The following is a 19,210-nucleotide window of genomic DNA, read 5'->3' on the forward strand; positions in this document are numbered from 1 at the left end:
ACTCCTTCTGACTTGGAACGGGACAACGGACCCCGCCGAGAAGGAGCCCGCAATGCAGCGGGTAGGGCTGTCAGCCGGGGGCCGTGCTGACAGCCCCACTCCTCCTCAAGCGTGCGCCTTGAGGCGTTATCGGCCAAGGCCGCTTGACGGCCCCCATCCTCATCGCTAATCTCGAATAGCAAGAAAGTTTTCTCACAATATGAAACTTCTTGCCAAACATTCAACGATGAAGAGAGACTGGCCATGGCTGCAGGAGAAGATACCTCCCATATCCTCAGCGGGTTGACAAACCAGCTGCCTGATCGTGATCCGGAAGAGACCGCCGAGTGGCTGGAGTCCCTGGACACGCTGATTCAGGAACAGGGCACCGAGCGTGCCCAGTACATAATTCGCAGCCTGCTCCAGCGGGCCGGCGCGCAGAGCGTGGGTGTTCCGATGGTCACCACCACGGACTACGTCAACACGATCCCGGTGGACCAGGAGGCGCCGTTCCCCGGGGACGAGGAGATCGAGCGGAAGTACCGTGCCTGGCTGCGGTGGAACGCCGCGGTCATGGTGCACCGGGCGCAGCGGGCCGATATCGGCGTCGGCGGGCACATCTCGACCTATGCCGGGGCCGCGACCCTGTACGAGGTCGGGTTCAACCACTTCTTCCGCGGCAAGGACCACCACGGCGGCGGGGACCAGGTCTTCTTCCAGGGCCACGCCTCCCCCGGCATGTACGCCCGCGCCTTCATGGAAGGCCGTTTGTCCGAGGAGGACCTGGACGGGTTCCGCCAGGAGAAGTCCAAGGAAGGGCACGCGCTTTCGTCCTACCCGCACCCGCGGCTCATGCCGGAGTTCTGGGAGTTCCCCACGGTCTCCATGGGCATCGGCCCGATGAACGCCATTTACCAGGCGCAGTCCAACCGCTACCTGCACAACCGCGGCATCAAGGACACCTCGGACCAGCAGGTCTGGGCGTTCCTGGGCGACGGCGAAATGGACGAGCCCGAGTCCCGCGGCCTGCTCCAGCTCGCCGCGAACGACAAGCTGGACAACCTGAACTTCGTCATCAACTGTAACCTCCAGCGCCTCGACGGACCCGTCCGCGGCAACGGCAAGATCATGCAGGAACTCGAGGCGTTCTTCCGCGGCGCCGGCTGGAACGTCATCAAGGTCGTCTGGGGCCGCGAGTGGGACAACCTGCTGGCCAAGGACGAGGACGGCTCGCTCGTGAAGATCATGAACGAGACGGTCGACGGGGACTACCAGACGTACAAGGCCGAGTCCGGCGCGTTCGTCCGCGAGCACTTCTTCGGCCAGACCCCGCAGACCAAGGAAATGGTCCAGGACCTCTCCGACGACGAGATCTGGAACCTCAAGCGCGGCGGCCACGACTACAACAAGGTCTACGCCGCCTACAAGGCCGCCACCGAGTTCAAGGGCAAGCCCACGGTCATCCTGGCGCACACGGTCAAGGGCTACGGCCTGGGCACCCACTTCGAGGGCCGCAACGCGACCCACCAGATGAAGAAGCTCACGATGGCGGACCTCAAGGCCTTCCGCGACCACCTGCGCATCCCGATCACGGACGAGCAGCTGGAAGCGGACCTGTACCGGCCGCCGTATTACCACCCCGGCATGGACTCCCCGGAGATCCAGTACCTCATGGGCCGCCGCAAGGAACTCGGCGGTTTCGTCCCCGAGCGCCGCTCCGAGCACGCCGAGATCACCCTCCCGGACGAGAAGACCTACGCGTTCACCAACCGCGGCTCCGGCAAGCAGATGGCGGCCACCACGATGGCGTTTGTCCGCCTGCTCAAGGACCTCATGCGGGACAAGGAGTTCGGCAAGCGCATCGTGCCGATCGTCCCGGATGAATCCAGGACCTTCGGCATGGACGCCTTCTTCCCGACGGCGAAGGTCTACAGCCCGGACGGCCAGAACTACCTCTCCGTGGACCGCGAGCTCGTCCTGGCGTATAAAGAATCGGCACAGGGTCAACTGATCCACCCTGGTATCAACGAGGCCGGGGCCGTGGCAGCCTTCACCGCCGCCGGAACCTCCTACGCCACCCACGGCGAACCGCTCATCCCGGTCTACGTCTTCTACTCGATGTTCGGGTTCCAGCGCACCGGGGACTCCTTCTGGGCCGCGGCGGACCAGATGACGCGCGGGTTCATCATCGGCGCCACCGCGGGCCGGACCACCCTCACCGGCGAAGGCCTGCAGCACGCCGACGGGCACTCCCCGCTCCTGGCCTCCACCAACCCCGCCGTCGTCACCTACGACCCGGCGTACGGCTACGAGATCGGCGTGATCATCCGCGACGGCCTGAACCGGATGTACGGCCCCGCCTCAACAGACCGGAACCTGATGTACTACCTCACGGTCTACAATGAGCCCATCATCCAGCCCCCGGCACCGGAGAACATGGACGTCGAGGGCATCATCAAGGGCATCTACCTACTGGCGCCGGCCAAAATTGACGGCCCGCGCACGCAGATCCTCGCATCCGGCGTGTCTGTCCCCTGGGCTCTGGAAGCCCAGCGGGTCCTCGCCGAGGACTGGGGCGTCTCCGCCGACGTCTGGTCCGTGACGTCCTGGAGCGAACTGCGCCGCGACGCCATGGCCGCCGAGGAGGAGGCTTTCCTCAACCCCGGCCAGCCCGCCCGCGTCCCGTTCGTCACCGAACAGCTCGCCGGCGCGACGGGTCCGATTGTGGCCGTGACCGACTACATGAAGGCCGTGCCGGACCAGATCCGCCAGTTCCTCCCGAACGAGTTCGCCTCCCTCGGTGCGGACGGCTTCGGCTTCTCGGATACCCGCGCCGCCGCACGCCGCTTCTTCAAGAATGACATCCACTCTGTAGTGGTCCGTTCCCTGCAGATGCTGGCCCGCCGAGGAGAGGTCGATGCCCAGGCTCCGGCCCACGCCATCGAGAAGTACAAGCTGCACAACGTCAACGCCGGCACCACCGGAGGGTCCGGCGGGGATTCCTGACGGACTTTAGGGGCCCCTGCAGCTTTGAGGGCCGCTGATGATTCAGTGCTCGACCAGGCAGGCGCCCGGCTGGGATATCCCAGCCGGGCATCTGCTGTGCAGTCGTTGAGAGCCTGGGCACGGGATCCGGGATCCCCGGCTGCCTCGGAAGCAGATACACGGCCGGCCCTCGGAGCCGTACAGGACACTGGTGGGTCAGGTGCTGTCCATGCGTGCAGGAGCAGACTTAAGGAGCACGTTCCGGTCGCTCTATGGTGCCGGTAAGCCCACTGGTTAGTCTTCTGGTGAGGGCACGGTTTCTTGTCCGCGGGACCGTGGATTGTTGCCGTCGAGCACGAATGTCAGATTTGTTGTTTATCCGCCCTCAACGGAACACAGACACCTTATTTCTGCAGGAAGCGGAAGGCGGAGGCGGATCGGTCCTGGTGGTGATCAACCCGCGCTGCGCACACCCGCCCCCATTTTCAGCGTCAGCGCGTACGCCGGCCGGCAAACGGGTGACTGTGCAGCCAGCGTGAAAAGCGGCCCGGGGTATCCTCCCGGACTGTGCGGGGGGAGAAATCCGGATCCGTTCCGCCGCCGGCAGGAAAATACAACTCCGGCGCTGACTCTGCCGACCTCGCCGCGGATTCCGTCTGAGCGGGTTCCCGTTCCGTCTCACGTGACATGATGGTCTCCAATGTCCGTATAATGAAAAACTTATCTTGCTTTATGAAAATATAACGGGCATCCGACGGACGGGTCAAGAGGTGCGGCGCCGTATCGGCCACGGGGCGGTCATCGAGGAAATTTTCAGATTGTGATGTACAACACGGATAAAGTGGTCTACTGTTCAAGGACATCGTGGTGCAAGTCACGAGACCTGGGAGCAGCAGGCAGGGTTGTAATGAGCTGACATCTATTGATGTCGGCTTTTTTGTTGGGTCGACAGCCATTGTGGCGCAGCGAAAAGCGTGCCTATTTTCAATGTGAATATTTTTTTTCACATCACGGAAGTTTGGAGCAGACCATGAGCAGCAAGATCATCCTCGGTGAAAACCAGTTCGGCAAGGCCGAAGTCCGGGTCGTCAGGATCACGCGGGATTCGGACCGTCACGAAATCGAGGACCTGAACGTCACCTCACAGCTTCGCGGCGATTTTTCCGCTGCGCACCTCGAGGGCGACAACAGCCACGTTGTACCGACCGACACCCAGAAGAACACGGTTTATGCCTTTGCTCGTGAGGGCATCGGCTCGCCGGAAGCCCTGCTGCTTCGTCTGGGCGATCACTTCACGTCCAGCTTCGACTGGGTCTCGGGCGGACGCTGGGAGGCTGAGGCTTACAGCTGGGACCGGATCCAGTCCCACGGCACCGCCCACGACCACTCGTTCGTGCGCAACGGCCAGGAAGTCCGCACCGCCGTCCTCGTCCGCGACGGTGACACGAACCACCTCATTTCCGGGCTCCGGGACCTGACCGTGCTCAAGACGACCCAGTCAGGCTTCGTCGACTACCCCAAGGACAAGTACACGACCCTGCAGGAGACCACCGACCGGATCCTCGCCACGGACGTCGCGGCGCGCTGGCGCTTCAAGACCGGAACGGACTTCAGCGGCCTCGACTTCAACAAGAGCTACGAAGATGTCAAGAGCCTTCTGCTGGAGGGCTTCACCGAGAACTACTCCCATGCCCTGCAGCAGACGCTCTTCGACATGGGCAAGAAGGTCCTTGAGGCCCACAGCGAGATCGATGAAATCAAGTTCTCGATGCCGAACAAGCACCATTTCCTGGTGGATCTCTCACCCTTCGGCCTGGACAACCCCAACGAAGTCTTCTTCGCCGCCGACCGGCCGTATGGCCTGATCGAGGCCACCGTCCAGCGTGAAGAATCCGCCCCGGCAGCCATTGCATGGTCGGGAATCGCGGGCTTCTGCTAAGGAAAAACGTCGCATGGCGCAGGCGCACCCACCGGCCTGCCTACCCGACCGCGTCACCGCCTCACCGAGCTATCCGCAGCACAGCAGCACCGCGTTAACCGCAGCCCAGTTAGCCAGACACCTGTTAGCCAGACGACGACGTCTGCCATGAACCAAGAAAGTCTGCCATGAACAAGAAGAACGCCAAGAATGCCGAAGAGGTGACCGGCGGCCGCACAGCTCCCGCTCGTCCCGAAGACGAACGGCTCTCCGTCGGGAGCAGCTTCGCCTACGGATTCCAGCATGTCCTGACCATGTACGGCGGTATCATCGCGGTGCCGCTGATCGTGGGCCAGGCAGCCGGCCTGGCGCCGGCCGACATCGGGATCCTGATCGCCGCCGCCCTGTTCATGGGCGGCCTGGCCACCCTGCTCCAGACCCTGGGACTCCCGTTCTTCGGCTCGCAACTGCCTCTCGTGCAGGGCGTTTCATTCGCCAGCGTAGCCACGATGGTGGCGATCGTCACCGGTGGCGGCGGACTGCCGTCAGTCTTTGGCGCCGTCATTGTCTCGGCGGCAATCGGTCTGTTGATCGCCCCGGTCTTTTCCAAGATCGTCCGGTTCTTCCCGCCCGTGGTGACGGGCACCGTCATCACCACCATCGGGCTGACCCTGATGCCCGTCGCGGCCAACTGGGCCATGGGCGGCAACCGGAAGTCCGAGGACTACGGCAGCATGGCCAACATCGGACTCGCTGCCATCACCCTCGCCCTGGTGCTGGTCCTGAGCAAGGTCGGCAGCGCCACCATTTCCCGCCTGTCGATCCTGCTGGCCATGGTGATCGGCACGATCGTCGCCGTCGTCACCGGCATGGCCAACTTTTCCAAAGTCGGCGACGGCCCCATCGTCGCCTTCCCCTCCCCGTTCCACCTGGGTGTCCCCACCTTTGAAATTGCAGCAATCATTTCAATGGTGATCGTTGTCCTGGTGATCCTGACCGAAACCATGGCCGACATTCTGGCCGTCGGCGAAATCGTCGGCACGAAGACCGACTCCAAGCGGATCGCAGCGGGTCTGCGTGCCGATATGGTCTCCAGCATGGTTGCCCCCGTCTTTGGTTCCTTCACGCAGAGCGCCTTTGCACAAAACGTAGGCCTGGTGGCCGTCACCAAGATCAAGAGCCGCTACGTGGTGGCGGCGGGCGGCGTGATTCTGGTCCTGCTGGGCCTGCTGCCGGTGCTGGGTCGCGTTGTCGCTGCCGTTCCTACGGCCGTCCTGGGTGGCGCCGGTATCGTGCTGTTCGGCACCGTGGCTGCCAGTGGTATCAGGACTCTCGCGAAGGTCGAGTACCGGAACAACATGAACCTGATTATCGTGGCGGCGTCGATCGGCTTCGGCATGGTCCCGATCGCCGCACCGACTTTCTATGACAAGTTCCCGGCCTGGTTTGGCACGATCTTCCACTCCGGCATCAGCTCCGCGGCCGTGATGGCGATCCTGCTGAACCTCCTGTTCAACCACCTTAAGGCCGGCAACTCCGAGAATCAGTCAGTTTTCGTGGCCGGCACCGGACGGGTCATCCGCAACGAAGACCTGAAGCTGCTAGCAGACGGCGACCACTTTGAAAACGGCAAACTGATCGACTGCGACGGCAAGGAAGTGCCCGTGGCACCGTTGGGCGACCCTGCCGAGCACTGACCCGCCGGCCGGAGCCCCCCGCTGAGGTCTATAGCAGCGGAAACCCCTGAAGCCCATGTTCACCAGGAACATGGGCTTCAGGGGTTTCCGCCGCTGACATCTCGCGGCGCGCTGCGATAGAGCGGCCCGGGCTTACCGGTGGTTCAGCTCACCCGAGATGACCTGGGCAGCAGCGCGCAGCAGCGGTACGGCACGCTCTGCGAAGGACTGATCCACGCGCGAGACCGGGCCGGACACCGAAATAGCCGACGGTGTCGGTGCACTGGGGACGGCCATGGCGAAGCAGCGGACGCCGATCTCCTGTTCCTCCTCGTCAATGGAGTAGCCGCGTTCGCGGATCAGTTTAAGATCCTGCAGCAGGGTGTCGATATCGCCGATGCTCTTCGAGGTGGCAACAGGCATCCCGCTGCGGTGGACGATGCCGCGGACGGTCTCGTCATCGAGCTGGGACAGGATGGCCTTGCCCACGCCCGTGGCGTGGGTGTGGGCCCGGCGGCCCACTTCGGTGAACATCCGCATGGAGTGCAACGAGGGCACCTGTGCCACATAGATGACCATGTCCGAGTCGAGCACAGCCATATTGGCTGTCTCGCCGAGCTGGTCCACGAGGGATTTCAGCTGCGGCCGGGCCAGGGCGCCGAGCTGCTGGTTGGCCCCTTCGCCCAGCCTGATCAGCCGGGGGCCCAGTGCATAGCGGCGGTTCGGCAGTTGGCGGATGTATCCCAGCGTCACGAGCGTGCGCAGGAGCCGGTGGATCGTGGGCAGCGGCAACTCCGTGGAGGACGAGAGTTCGCTGAGCGTGACCTCACCGCCGGCGTCGGTAATGAGTTCCAAGAGTTCGAAGACGCGCTCAACGGACTGCACGCCTCCGGGGGCTTTTTCAGCCATAACGGGGTCTCCTGCGGGATTGATGTGGCAATTAGTATCCACATCGTGAAAATACTTGGGTGCAAGAGTTAACAGTACGGCCCGAAGATGGAACCGGCACTCTAAGACTTGTATTTCCACAAAGTAGATAATAATATCCATAATACGAAACTTTTTGATTTAGCACAGCAGCCCAGACCTGGGCCCGAACTGGAGGAACATTCAATGGCGAACCCGAGCCCCGGAAATTCGATCACCCTGCGCGTGGACGCACCGTCCAGCTTCACCGCCACCAGCGAACTTGCAGCCGCCGTCGGCGCTGCCGGCGCTGCCATCACCGCCCTGGACGTCACCGAGTCCCACCATGAGACACTCGTGGTCGATGTCACCTGCAACACGACCGACGACGAGCATGCGGGCCGCGTGAAGGATGCGCTGAACGCACTTGAGGGCGTCACCGTCCGCAACGTTTCTGACCGCACCTTCCTCATGCACCTGGGCGGAAAACTCGAGGTTGTCCCCAAGGTGGCGCTGCGCAACCGCGACGATCTCTCCCGGGCCTACACTCCCGGGGTTGCCCGCGTCTGCCTGGCGATCGCAGAGAACCCCGACGCCGCCCGTAACCTGACGATCAAGCGCAACACTATCGCGGTTGTCACCGACGGCTCCGCTGTCCTGGGCCTGGGGAACATCGGTCCCGCGGCGGCTCTTCCGGTGATGGAAGGCAAGGCGGCCCTGTTCAAGCAGTTCGCCAACGTGGACGCGTGGCCGGTCTGCCTGGATACCCAGGACACCGAGGAGATCATCATGATCGTCAAGGCCCTCGCCCCTGTCTACGGCGGCGTGAACCTGGAGGACATCGCGGCACCGCGCTGCTTTGAGATCGAGAACCGGCTCCGCGAAGAACTGGACATTCCGGTCTTCCACGACGACCAGCACGGCACCGCCATCGTCACCCTGGCCGCGTTGACCAACGCACTGCGTGTCGTGGACAAAAAGCTTGGTGACGTCCGGATCGTGGTCTCCGGGGTCGGCGCCGCCGGGTCGGCCATCATCCAGCTGCTCAAGGCCCAGGGTGCCCGGCACATCATCGCCGCCGGACGCTCCGGTGCCATCCACTCCGGCGTGGACTACGACGACGAACACCGAACCTGGATCGCGGCCAACACCAATGAGGACGGTTTCTCCGGGACCCTGCACGAGGCGATCAAGGGCGCCGACGTCTTCATCGGCGTCAGCGCCCCCAACGTGATCGGCGAGGAGCAGGTCGCCGCCATGGCCAAGGACGCGATCGTCTTCGCCATGGCAAACCCGACCCCGGAAATCGACCCGGTCAGCGCGTCCCGGCACGCGGCAGTCGTGGCAACCGGCCGCAGCGACTTCCCGAACCAGATCAACAACGTGCTGGCCTTTCCCGGCTTCTTCCGCGGCCTGCTGGACGCCGGAGCGTCGGACATCATCCCGGAGATGCTGGTGGCGGCCGCCGAGGCAATCGCCAACCGGGTGGCTGACGATGAGCTCAATGCCAGCTACATTATCCCCAGCGTCTTCGATCCCCACGTTGCCGCCGACGTAGCGTCCGCGGTCGCCCACGCAGCCCATGCCGCCTCAGCCGCAAATTCCGTCAAAGCCTGATACACAGCCAAGGAAAGGACCGGACAATGGCGCACATAGTCACTGACCCGCACCCGATCGCACGTGCAGAGGAAATCCTGACGCCGGAGGCGCTGGCCTTTGTGGAGGAACTCCACAATCGCTTCGCCGGTACCCGTACCGACCTCCTCAAGGCCCGCACCGCGAAGCGCGAGCAAGTAGCCCGGACCGGGAAACTTGATTTCCTGCCGGAGACCCAAGACGTACGCAAGGGCACATGGGCGGTGGCCCCGGCACCAAAGGCGCTCCAGGACCGGCGCGTGGAAATGACCGGCCCAGCCACCCCCGCCAAAATGGCCATCAACGCACTGAACTCCGGCGCCAAGGTGTGGCTGGCAGATCTCGAGGATGCCAGCACACCCACCTGGCCCAACGTCATCGACGCACTCCTTAACCTCCGGGATGCCGCCGCCGGAACCCTTCGCTACACCTCCCCGGAAGGCAAGGAATACACCCTCCGGACAGACGCACCGCTCGCCGTCGTCGTCGCACGTCCCCGCGGCTGGCACATGGACGAACGCCACCTGCTCATTGACGGGCAGCCGGCCGTGGGTGCCCTCGTCGATTTCGGCCTGCACTTCTTCCACACCGCCCGGCAGCTGATCAGCAACGGCCACGGCCCGTACTACTACCTGCCCAAGATGGAGAGCCACCTCGAAGCACGGCTCTGGAATGACGTGTTTGTCTTCGCCCAGGACCACCTCGGCATCCCGCAGGGAACCGTCCGTGCCACGGTGCTGATCGAAACCATTCCTGCTGCGTTTGAAATGGACGAAATCCTTTACGAACTCCGCGACCACGCCTCGGGGCTCAACGCCGGCCGCTGGGACTACCTGTTCAGCATTATCAAGTACTTCCGCGACGCCGGTGCCAGCTTTGTTCTCCCGGACCGGGCCACGGTGGCCATGACGGCTCCGTTCATGCGCGCCTACACCGAGTTGCTGGTCAAGACCTGCCACCACCGCGGAGCATTCGCCATGGGTGGTATGGCCGCGGTGATCCCCAACCGGCGTGAACCCGAAGTCACAGCACAGGCCTTCGCAAAGGTCCGGGCGGACAAGACCCGCGAGGCGAACGACGGTTTTGACGGTTCCTGGGTGGCGCACCCTGACCTCGTTCCGATCTGTGCCGAGGTCTTTGACTCCGTCCTCGGCGCACGCCCCAACCAGCTGGACAAGCAGCGGCCGGAGGTGTCGGTCACCGCCGGCCAACTGCTGGATGTCGCATCAGCAGACGGGCAGGTCACCGAGGCAGGCCTGCGCCTGAACCTTTATGTTGCCGTGGCCTACACGGCGGTCTGGGTCTCGGGCAACGGCGCGGTGGCCATCCACAACCTCATGGAGGATGCGGCCACGGCCGAAATTTCCCGCTCCCAGGTGTGGCAGCAGATCCGCAACGCAGTGGTCCTCTCGGATACTGGCAACACGGTCACTCGCGAGCTGGTCGAGACGATCCTGGGTGAAGAAACGGAGAAACTGCGCGGCGAAGTGGGTCATGAGACCTTCGAGAAGTTCTACCTGCCTGCCAGTAAGCTGATCGGTGATATCTGCCTGTCCGAGGACTATACGGACTTCCTCACCACGCCCGCCTACGAATTGGTCGGCTGATATATGGGCATCAACGCTTCCTTGAGTCCAAGGGACCTGGCCGAAATCGAATCGCAACTGGCAGCGACCGACCGGCTGCTGGAGCAGAACTACCCGGGCGACGACGGCTCCCGCCAGCCGGTGCACACGGTCTATGTCCCGGCCGACCGGTTTACGCCGACATTCGCCGCGGACTGGGGCACCCAGGCGCTGGAGGCCGCGGACGCCCACGGCGGGCTGGTCCGCCTTGGCTCGCTTCTGGGCCAGGACGCTGAACTGGCAGAGTCGGTGGCTTCCCGGGTCGAGGCGAAGCTGCGCAGCGAACCGATCGAGGACCTCAGGCTTGACTTCGAGGATGGCTACGGGGACCGCGGAGACACCGCCGAGGACTCCGCTGCTGTCACGGCCGCCTCGGCCGTGACGGCCGCCGTCGCAGCCGGCACCGCACCGCCCTTCATCGGCATCCGCTTCAAGTGCTTTGAAGCCCCCACCCGGAACCGGGGGCTGCGCACGCTGGATCTCTTTATCTCCACGCTTGCCTCAGGCGGCGAGCTCCCGGAGGGCCTGATCCTTACCCTGCCCAAGGTCACCACGGTGGCCCAGGTGCAGGCCATGGACTATGCCGTCTCCCGGCTTGAGGAGATCCACTCATTGCCGCACGGACGGCTCAGGTTTGAAGTGCAGGTGGAAACACCCCAGCTGATCCTGGGCCCCGAGGGAACCTCGCCGGTAGCCCAGCTGGCACACATCGTCCCGGGCCGGATCAGCGGTTTGCACTACGGAACGTACGACTATTCCGCCTCCCTGCAGATCTCCGCCGAGTACCAGTCCATGGAGCACCCCGTGGCCGACTTCGCTAAAGAGGTCATGCAGCTGGCTGTCGCCGGCACGGGCATCCGCCTCTCCGACGGCTCGACCAACATCATCCCGGTGGGCGATGGCGTTGAAAATGCCTGGGCGATCCATGGCCGGCTGGTCCGCCGCTCGTTGGAGCGGGGCTACTACCAGGGCTGGGACCTGCATCCGGCCCAGCTGCCCAGCCGTTTTGCGGCGACGTATGCCTTCTACCGGCAGGGCCTTCCGGCCGCCGCGGCCCGTCTGCGAAACTATGTGCAACAAACCGAAGGCGGCGTCATGGACGAGCCGGCCACCGCCCGGGCACTGGCAGCGTTCGTGCTGCGAGGCGTCCAGTGCGGCGCTGTCGGTGCCGGCGAAGTCCAGGGGCTTGCCGGCGTCGGAGTCCCGACGCTAACCGCACTGGCCCACCCGCGGCTGGCCATCGCTTCCACCTCCTAAGTAAGGATCTAACCGATGGGCAAGTACTACACTCCCGAAGGCGGCCTGCCGCCGCAGACCCACCTCACGACCGAGCGCGCGATCGTCACGGAGGCTTATACGGTCATCCCCAAGGGTGTGCTGACGGACATCGTGACCAGCAACCTGCCGGGCTTCTCGAACACCCGCTCCTGGATCATCGCCCGCCCCATCTCCGGGTTCGCCACTACCTTCTCCCAGCTGATCGTGGAGATTGGTCCTGGCGGCGGCGCGCCCAAGGCGGAATTCGAGGCAGGCGTTGAAGGCGTCATCTTCGTGACCAGGGGCAAAGTCAACCTGACCCTTGACAGTGAACTGCACCAGCTCGAGGAAGGCGGCTACGCCTACATTGCTGCCGGCGCGCAGTGGGGCCTGGAAAATGTTTCGGACGATGTCGTGTCCTTCCACTGGATCCGCAAGGCTTACGAGCGGCTGGAAGGCTACGAGGCGAAATCCTTCGTCACGAGCGACCAGGAGGTCGAGCCGGGCGAAATGCCGGATGTCGACGGCGTCTGGAAGACCACGCGTTTCGCGGACCCCAACGACCTGGCACATGATATGCACGTGAACATCGTGACGTTCAAGCCCGGCGGTGTGATCCCATTCCCCGAAACCCATGTGATGGAGCACGGACTGTACGTTCTGGAGGGCAAGGGCATGTACTTGCTCAACAATGACTGGGTGGAGGTGGAGGCCGGCGACTTTATGTGGCTGCGCGCCTTCTGCCCGCAGGCCTGCTACGCCGGTGGCCCCGGCAACTTCCGATATCTGCTGTACAAGGATGTCAACCGTCAGATTCGCCTGACCTAATTATCCGTAAACGGCGCCCCGGCACATTCTGGCCGGGGCGCCGTCGTTTAATCGCCGCCCGGGCGTATCTGGGTTGACGGTGCGTGCCGCGAAGCCCTAAACTTTTCATAAAGCAAAATAAAGATTCCACAAAGCGGAATATCGAGAACGTGAAACCTGCCGGTTGTTGGCGGTTCAGAGGGCTAAGGACGAATCCAATGACGTATACCGTGAACTGCTCCATCCTGCTGACGGAACTGCCGCTCCTGGAACGGCCCGCAGCCGCCAAGGCGGCCGGCTTTGACGCTGTCGAATTCTGGTGGCCGTTTGACACCTCTGTTCCCTCGGACACCGAGGTTGCGACGTTCGAAAAGGCCATCACCGACGCCGGTGTCCAGCTCTCCGGCCTGAACTTCAACGCCGGCAACATGCCGGGAGGTGACCGCGGCCTGGTGTCCTGGCCGGCCCGCTCGGCCGAGTTCCTGGACAACATCGACGTCGTCGCCGGCATCGGGGAGCGCCTCGGCTGCAAAGCTTTCAACGCTCTCTACGGCAACCGCGTCGATGGGGAGTCCCCCGAGAAGCAGGATGCCGTCGGCGCCGAGAACCTCGCGACAGCAGCCGCCGGCGTCGCCCGGATCGGCGGCACCGTCCTCCTGGAGCCGGTCAGCGGAGCGCCGCGGTACCCGCTGCTCACCGCCGCCGACGCCCTGAAGGTGATCGCCCGGGTCAAGGAAGAATCCGGCGCGGACAACGTCAAGCTCCTCGCCGACTTCTACCACCTTGCCGTCAACGGCGACGACGTTGCCGCCGTCATCGAGCAGCACGCCAGGGACTTCGGTCACATCCAGATCGCCGACAACCCCGGCCGCGGAGCCCCCGGAACCGGCAACCTTCCGCTCGGCGAATGGATCTCCCGCAGCCGCGAACTCGGCTACACGGGCTACATCGGCCTCGAATACAAGGAACCGGCCGCAACGGCCTTCAACTGGGCAATCCGCCAGCCCGCCGCAAACTGACCGCGTACCCGGCCCCACACATTTCAGCAAAGGAAAACGTCATGAGCAACGTAACAGTCATCGGTCTCGGAATCATGGGCCTCCCCATGGCCGTCAACCTTGTCAAGGCCGGCCACAGCGTCACCGGCTTCAACCGCAGCCAGGACAAGATTGACGCGTTGATCGCCGAGGGCGGCCAGGGTGCAACGAGCATCGCTGATGCCGTCAAGGAAGCGGACGTCGTTATTACGATGGTGCCGGACTCCCCGGACGTCGAAGGCGTCGTCTCCGGACCCGAGGGCCTGTTCGCGAACGCGAAGCAGGGCACCCTCTGGATTGACGCCAGCAGCATCCGCCCGGATGTGGCCAAGCGGCTCGCGGACGATGCCCGGGCAGCCGGCATCCGCGCGCTGGACGCCCCGGTGTCCGGCGGCGAGCAGGGTGCCATCAACGCCGCCCTCTCCATCATGGTGGGCGGCAGCGCGGAAGACTTCGAGGCAGCACAGGACGTACTCAACGCTGTAGGCAAGACCATCGTCCATGTGGGCCCGGCCGGCTCCGGCCAGACGGTCAAGGCAGCCAACCAGCTGATCGTCGCCGTCAACATCCAGGTCCTGGGTGAAGCCGTCGCCTTCCTCGAGGCCTACGGTGTCGACACCGATGCGGCGCTCAAGGTCCTCGGCGGCGGCCTGGCCGGCTCCAAGGTCCTGGACCAGAAGGGCCAGAAGATGCTGGACCGCGACTTCGCGCCCGGCTTCCGCCTCGCCCTCCACCACAAGGACATGGGCATCGTCACTTCGGCCGCCCGCGAGGCCAACGTCTCACTTCCCCTCGGCGCCCTCGCCGCGCAGCTTGTCGCCGCCACCGTCAACCAGGGCGACGGCGGCCTCGACCACTCCGGACTGTTCAAGCAAACCCTCCAGCTCAGCGGCCGCAAGTAACACTGCCGCACATCAGCCGCACCAGCACACCCAACAGACTTTCAAGGAGAACACCATGACGAAGATGCGCACCGTAGACGCAGCCGTCGCCATCCTGGCAAAGGAGGGCGCCATTGAGGCGTTCGGCCTGCCAGGCGCGGCGATCAACCCCTTCTACTCCGCGATGCGGGAGCACGGCGGGATCCGCCACACCCTCGCCCGGCACGTGGAAGGCGCCTCCCACATGGCCGACGGGTATTCCCGGGCCAAGGACGGCAACATCGGCATCTGCATCGGCACGTCCGGGCCCGCCGGCACCGACATGATCACCGGACTGTACGCTGCCTGGGCGGACTCCATCCCCATGCTGTGCATCACCGGACAGGCCCCCGTCGCCAAGCTGCACAAGGAAGACTTCCAGGCCGTGGACATCGAATCCATCGCCAAGCCGGTCACCAAGATGGCCATGACGGTGCTCGAGCCCGGCCAGATCCCGGGTGCCTTCCAGAAGGCCTTCCAGCTGATGCGCTCCGGCCGCCCCGGCCCGGTGCTGCTGGACCTGCCGTTCGACGTGCAGATGGCCGAGATCGAGTTCGACATCGACACCTACGAGCCCCTGGCCGTCGAGAAGCCCAAGGCCAGCCGCAAGCAGCTGGAAAAGGCGCTGGACATGCTCACCGCAGCGAAGCACCCGCTGATCGTGGCCGGCGGCGGCGTGATCAACGCTTCGGCCTCGGCGCAGCTTGTTGAACTGGCCGAACTGCTGGGCGTCCCGGTCATCCCCACCCTGATGGGCTGGGGCTCCATCCCGGACGACCACCGCCTGATGGCCGGCATGGTGGGCCTGCAGACCTCACACCGCTACGGCAACGAGACCATGCTGGCCTCGGACTTCGTGATCGGCATCGGCAACCGCTGGGCCAACCGCCACACCGGCGGACTGGACACCTACACGGCCGGCCGCAAGTTCGTGCACATCGACATCGAGCCCACCCAGATCGGCCGCGTCTTCTCCCCGGACCTGGGCATCGCCTCCGACGCCGGCGCGGCACTGGACGGGCTCCTGGAGCTCGCCCGGGAACGCAAGTCCGCCGGCACTTTGCCGGACTACAGCACCTGGGTCGCCGAATGCGTCCAGCGCAAGGGCTCGCTGCAGCGCAAGACGCACTTTGAGAATGTCCCGATCAAGCCCCAGCGCGTGTACGAGGAAATGAACAAGTCCTTCGGCAAGGACACCACCTACGTGACCACGATCGGCCTGTCCCAGATTGCCGGCGCGCAGATGCTGCACGTCTTCGGGCCGCGCAAATGGATCAACGCCGGCCAGGCCGGCCCGCTGGGCTGGACCGGACCCGCCGCGCTCGGCGTAGTCCGAGGCAAGCCGGGCGAGACCGTCGTCGCCCTCTCCGGTGACTACGATTTCCAGTTCATGATCGAAGAACTCGCCGTTGGCGCCCAGTTCAACCTCCCGTACGTGCATGTGGTGGTGAACAACTCGTACCTGGGCCTGATCCGCCAGTCCCAGCGCGGCTTCAAGATGGAACAGAACGTGTCCCTGGCGTTCGATAACATCAACTCCCCGGAGACCAACGGCTACGGCGTGGACCACCTGAAGGTCGCCGAAGGCCTGGGCTGCAAAGCCATCCGGGTGGAAGACCCCAAGGACCTGCCGGCAGCCTTCGACAAGGCCAAGGCGCTCATGAGCGAGTTCAACGTCCCGGTCGTGGTCGAAGTGATCCTGGAGAAGATCACCAACATCTCCATGGGCACAGAGATCAACGCGGTCAACGAGTTCGAGGACCTCGCCGCACAGGGCGAGGACGCCCCGACGGCCATCATCGCCCTGCTGGACTAGTACCAGCCGCCTCCCGCGCGCCAACCCGGCACGTCTGATTCATCGAAAGGAAACCCCGGCATGCGAGTGGTCATAGCACCGGACAAGTTCAAGGGCTCACTATCGGCCCCGGACATTGTCACCCACCTCACAAAGGGTCTTCAATCCTTGAAACAGACTGCCGGGCAGGTCCTGGACGTGGATGGCATCCCCGTGGCCGACGGCGGCGAGGGCACCCTCGACGCCGCCGTCGGCTCCGGCTTCACCCGCCGCAGCGCCGTCGTCAGCGGCCCGACGGGCGAGCCGCTTGAGGCCGAATTCGCCGTGCGGGGCCGCGAGGCAGTCATTGAAATGGCGACGGCGTCAGGACTCGCCGTGTTGCCCGGAGGCACGAAGGACGCACTGGGGGCAACGTCCCTGGGCACCGGGCAGCTGATCCGGGCGGCCCTGGACGCTGGTTGCCGCAAGATTATCCTCGGCGTCGGCGGAAGCGCCAACACCGACGGCGGCGCCGGGGTGCTGCAAGGCCTGGGTGCGCGCTTCATGGATGCGGACGGAAACCAGCTTCCGGCTGGCGGGGCCGCACTGGCCCGGCTGAAGTGGATTGACTTCTCCGATTTCGATCCACGGCTGGAGGACACCAGGTTCGTGCTGGCCAGCGACGTCGACAATCCGCTGCTTGGCCCGGACGGCGCGGCGGCGGTGTTTGGCCCGCAAAAGGGGGCCGCCACTGAGGACGTCCGCACGCTGGACTCCGCACTGGCACGTTACGTGCAGGTGCTCGGCGACGAGCTGGGCTCCCGGGCGCTGAAGGCTGCGGAAGCCCCGGGCGCCGGCGCCGCAGGCGGTGTCGGGTATGCCGCCATTGCAGTCCTCGCCGCCTCCCGCCGGCCGGGAATCGACGTCGTCCTGGAATTTACCGACCTCGCGCACCGGCTGGTCGGGGCGGACCTCGTGATCACCGGCGAAGGCAGCCTGGACGAACAAAGCCTGCTCGGCAAAACCCCCATGGGAGTAGCTCGGGCGGCGGCGCTGGCCGGCGTCCCGATCATCGCCGTCTGCGGACGCACCACGCTGACGGCCGACCAGCTGAGCGCCGCAGGGTTCCAGGCGACGTTTGCCTTGACCGCGATTGAAGACAACGTGGAAACGTGCATCAACGAAGCCGGGCGTCTCCTCGAGCAGATCGGCACCATCATCGGCAATCAGCTCGGTCCCGATTCCCCCTGGTTCCAGCCCAAGAAAACCTCATCCTCGAAGGAGTCCCTTAGTGCCTGAAGAACGCTATGACTTGGTTGTTCGCGGCCGGCGTGTGCTGACGACGGCCGGGATCGCGGCACGTGAGGTCGGGATCCGGGGCGGTCGGATCGTTGCGATCGAACCGCTAGGTAATGCCCTGGCCGGGGCGGAGCTCATTGATCTGGCCGATGACGAGACAATGATCCCGGGCCTGGTCGATACCCACGTCCACGTCAACGAACCTGGCCGCACGGAGTGGGAAGGCTTCGCGTCCGCGACCCGGGCCGCCGCAGCCGGCGGCGTGACCACCATCATCGACATGCCGCTGAATTCGATCCCGCCCACCACCACGGTGGAGAACCTCAAGCTCAAGCGCGAGGTCGCCGCGGACCAGGCGTTTGTGGATGTCGGCTTCTGGGGCGGCGCGGTCCCGGGTAACAAGGCGGACCTTCGCCCCCTCCACGACGAGGGCGTCTTCGGGTTCAAGTGCTTCCTGCTGCACTCGGGGGTGGACGAGTTCCCGCACCTCGAAGCGGACGAGATGGAGGAGGACATGGCCGAGCTCAAGTCCTTCGACTCGCTCATGATCGTCCACGCCGAAGACTCCCACGCGATCGACCGCGCCCCGCACCCGGGCGGAGACCACTACGCGAACTTCCTCTCCTCACGCCCGCGCGGGGCCGAGAACAAGGCCATCGCCGAAGTCATCGAACGCGCCCGCTGGACCGGAGCGAGGGCCCACATCCTGCACCTGTCCTCCTCGGACGCGCTGCCGATGATCGCTTCGGCCAAACGCGACGGCGTGCACCTGACCGTGGAGACCTGCCCGCACTACCTGACCCTGATGGCCGAGGAAATCCCCGACGGCGCCACCGCCTACAAATGCTGCCCGCCGATCAGGGAGGCCTCCAACCGGGAACTGCTCTGGAAAGGCCTGCAGGAAGGCACCATCGACTGCATCGTCTCGGACCACTCCCCCTCGACCCTGGACCTGAAAGACCTCGAGAACGGCGACTTCGCCGTCGCCTGGGGCGGAGTGTCCTCCCTGCAGCTGGGACTGTCCCTGATCTGGACCGAGGCCCGGCACCGCGGCATCACCCTGGAACAAGTCATCTCCTGGATGGCCGCCAAACCCGCCGAACTCGCCCGCCTGTCCACCAAGGGACGGCTCGCCCTCGGCTACGACGCGGACTTCGCCATCTTCGCCCCCGACGACGCTTACGTCGTGGACGTCACCAAACTTCAGCACAAGAACCCCATCACCCCCTACGACGGCAAAGCGCTCTCCGGCGTCGTGCGCAAAACCTACCTCCGCGGCCAGCAAATCAACCACCACACCCCCCACGGCACCCTGTTGCGCCGCGGCGGCGTCTAACCCGCAGCGCCAGTGGCTGTCAATGCCCCTGCCCCCCCGCCTGAGGGCACATGAGG

The 19,210-nt window shown here is 64.7% G+C and carries 13 protein-coding genes; 12 read left to right on the forward strand and 1 reads right to left on the reverse strand.

Translation table 11 applies throughout. The features are described 5' to 3' along the window. Positions 1–243 precede the first annotated feature (243 nt). The 3 genes from aceE to ABIB45_RS18925 all read left to right on the forward strand — a co-directional run bounded on the left by aceE (position 244) and on the right by ABIB45_RS18925 (position 6,579). The gene (aceE, locus tag ABIB45_RS18915) at positions 244–2,985 is read left to right on the forward strand and encodes a pyruvate dehydrogenase (acetyl-transferring), homodimeric type (protein ID WP_354217378.1); all 2,742 of its coding nucleotides are present in this window, start codon (positions 244–246) and stop codon (positions 2,983–2,985) included. A gap of 1,009 nt (positions 2,986–3,994) precedes the next feature. Then, complete coding sequence (gene pucL / locus ABIB45_RS18920) at positions 3,995–4,903, forward strand: factor-independent urate hydroxylase (RefSeq protein WP_354217379.1); 909 nt, start codon at positions 3,995–3,997, stop codon at positions 4,901–4,903. Between the two features lie 167 nt (positions 4,904–5,070). Further along, positions 5,071–6,579 (forward strand): nucleobase:cation symporter-2 family protein, encoded by a 1,509-nt coding sequence (locus ABIB45_RS18925; RefSeq protein WP_354217381.1) that lies wholly within the window; start codon positions 5,071–5,073, stop codon positions 6,577–6,579. A gap of 132 nt (positions 6,580–6,711) precedes the next feature. Here ABIB45_RS18925 and ABIB45_RS18930 read toward each other — a convergent pair whose 3' ends face one another. Next, on the reverse strand, positions 6,712–7,467 hold the full coding sequence (locus ABIB45_RS18930) for an IclR family transcriptional regulator (protein WP_354217382.1): 756 nt from the start codon (positions 7,465–7,467) through the stop codon (positions 6,712–6,714). A 204-nt stretch (positions 7,468–7,671) separates the two neighbouring features. Between ABIB45_RS18930 and ABIB45_RS18935 the strand changes: the two genes are divergently transcribed. From ABIB45_RS18935 to allB, 9 genes are all read left to right on the forward strand, one after another. After that, complete coding sequence (locus ABIB45_RS18935) at positions 7,672–9,081, forward strand: NAD-dependent malic enzyme (RefSeq protein ID WP_354217383.1); 1,410 nt, start codon at positions 7,672–7,674, stop codon at positions 9,079–9,081. Positions 9,082–9,107: 26 nt separating this feature from the next. Next, positions 9,108–10,706: a malate synthase A gene (gene aceB, locus ABIB45_RS18940; RefSeq protein ID WP_354217384.1), complete on the forward strand. Its 1,599-nt coding sequence runs from the start codon at positions 9,108–9,110 to the stop codon at positions 10,704–10,706. A gap of 3 nt (positions 10,707–10,709) precedes the next feature. Then, complete coding sequence (locus ABIB45_RS18945; RefSeq protein ID WP_354217385.1) at positions 10,710–11,981, forward strand: DUF6986 family protein; 1,272 nt, start codon at positions 10,710–10,712, stop codon at positions 11,979–11,981. Positions 11,982–11,996: 15 nt separating this feature from the next. Further along, the gene (locus ABIB45_RS18950; protein WP_354217386.1) at positions 11,997–12,809 is read left to right on the forward strand and encodes a bifunctional allantoicase/(S)-ureidoglycine aminohydrolase; all 813 of its coding nucleotides are present in this window, start codon (positions 11,997–11,999) and stop codon (positions 12,807–12,809) included. Positions 12,810–13,006: 197 nt separating this feature from the next. Further along, a complete protein-coding gene (locus ABIB45_RS18955) occupies positions 13,007–13,807 on the forward strand; it encodes a hydroxypyruvate isomerase family protein (RefSeq protein ID WP_354217387.1) in 801 nt (266 codons plus the stop codon). After that, the gene (locus ABIB45_RS18960) at positions 13,696–14,727 is read left to right on the forward strand and encodes a 2-hydroxy-3-oxopropionate reductase (protein ID WP_502909234.1); all 1,032 of its coding nucleotides are present in this window, start codon (positions 13,696–13,698) and stop codon (positions 14,725–14,727) included. The genes ABIB45_RS18955 and ABIB45_RS18960 overlap by 112 nt, the downstream gene beginning before the upstream one ends. A 55-nt stretch (positions 14,728–14,782) precedes the next feature. Next, a complete protein-coding gene (gene gcl / locus ABIB45_RS18965) occupies positions 14,783–16,561 on the forward strand; it encodes a glyoxylate carboligase (RefSeq protein WP_354217389.1) in 1,779 nt (592 codons plus the stop codon). A gap of 60 nt (positions 16,562–16,621) precedes the next feature. Further along, a complete protein-coding gene (locus ABIB45_RS18970; protein WP_354217390.1) occupies positions 16,622–17,818 on the forward strand; it encodes a glycerate kinase in 1,197 nt (398 codons plus the stop codon). Next, on the forward strand, positions 17,811–19,154 hold the full coding sequence (gene allB / locus ABIB45_RS18975) for an allantoinase AllB (RefSeq protein ID WP_354217391.1): 1,344 nt from the start codon (positions 17,811–17,813) through the stop codon (positions 19,152–19,154). The genes ABIB45_RS18970 and allB overlap by 8 nt, the downstream gene beginning before the upstream one ends. The last annotated feature ends 56 nt before the right edge of the window (positions 19,155–19,210 follow it).

Source organism: Arthrobacter sp. UYCo732 (assembly GCF_040547265.1).
Classification (GTDB): Bacteria; Actinomycetota; Actinomycetes; order Actinomycetales; family Micrococcaceae; genus Arthrobacter.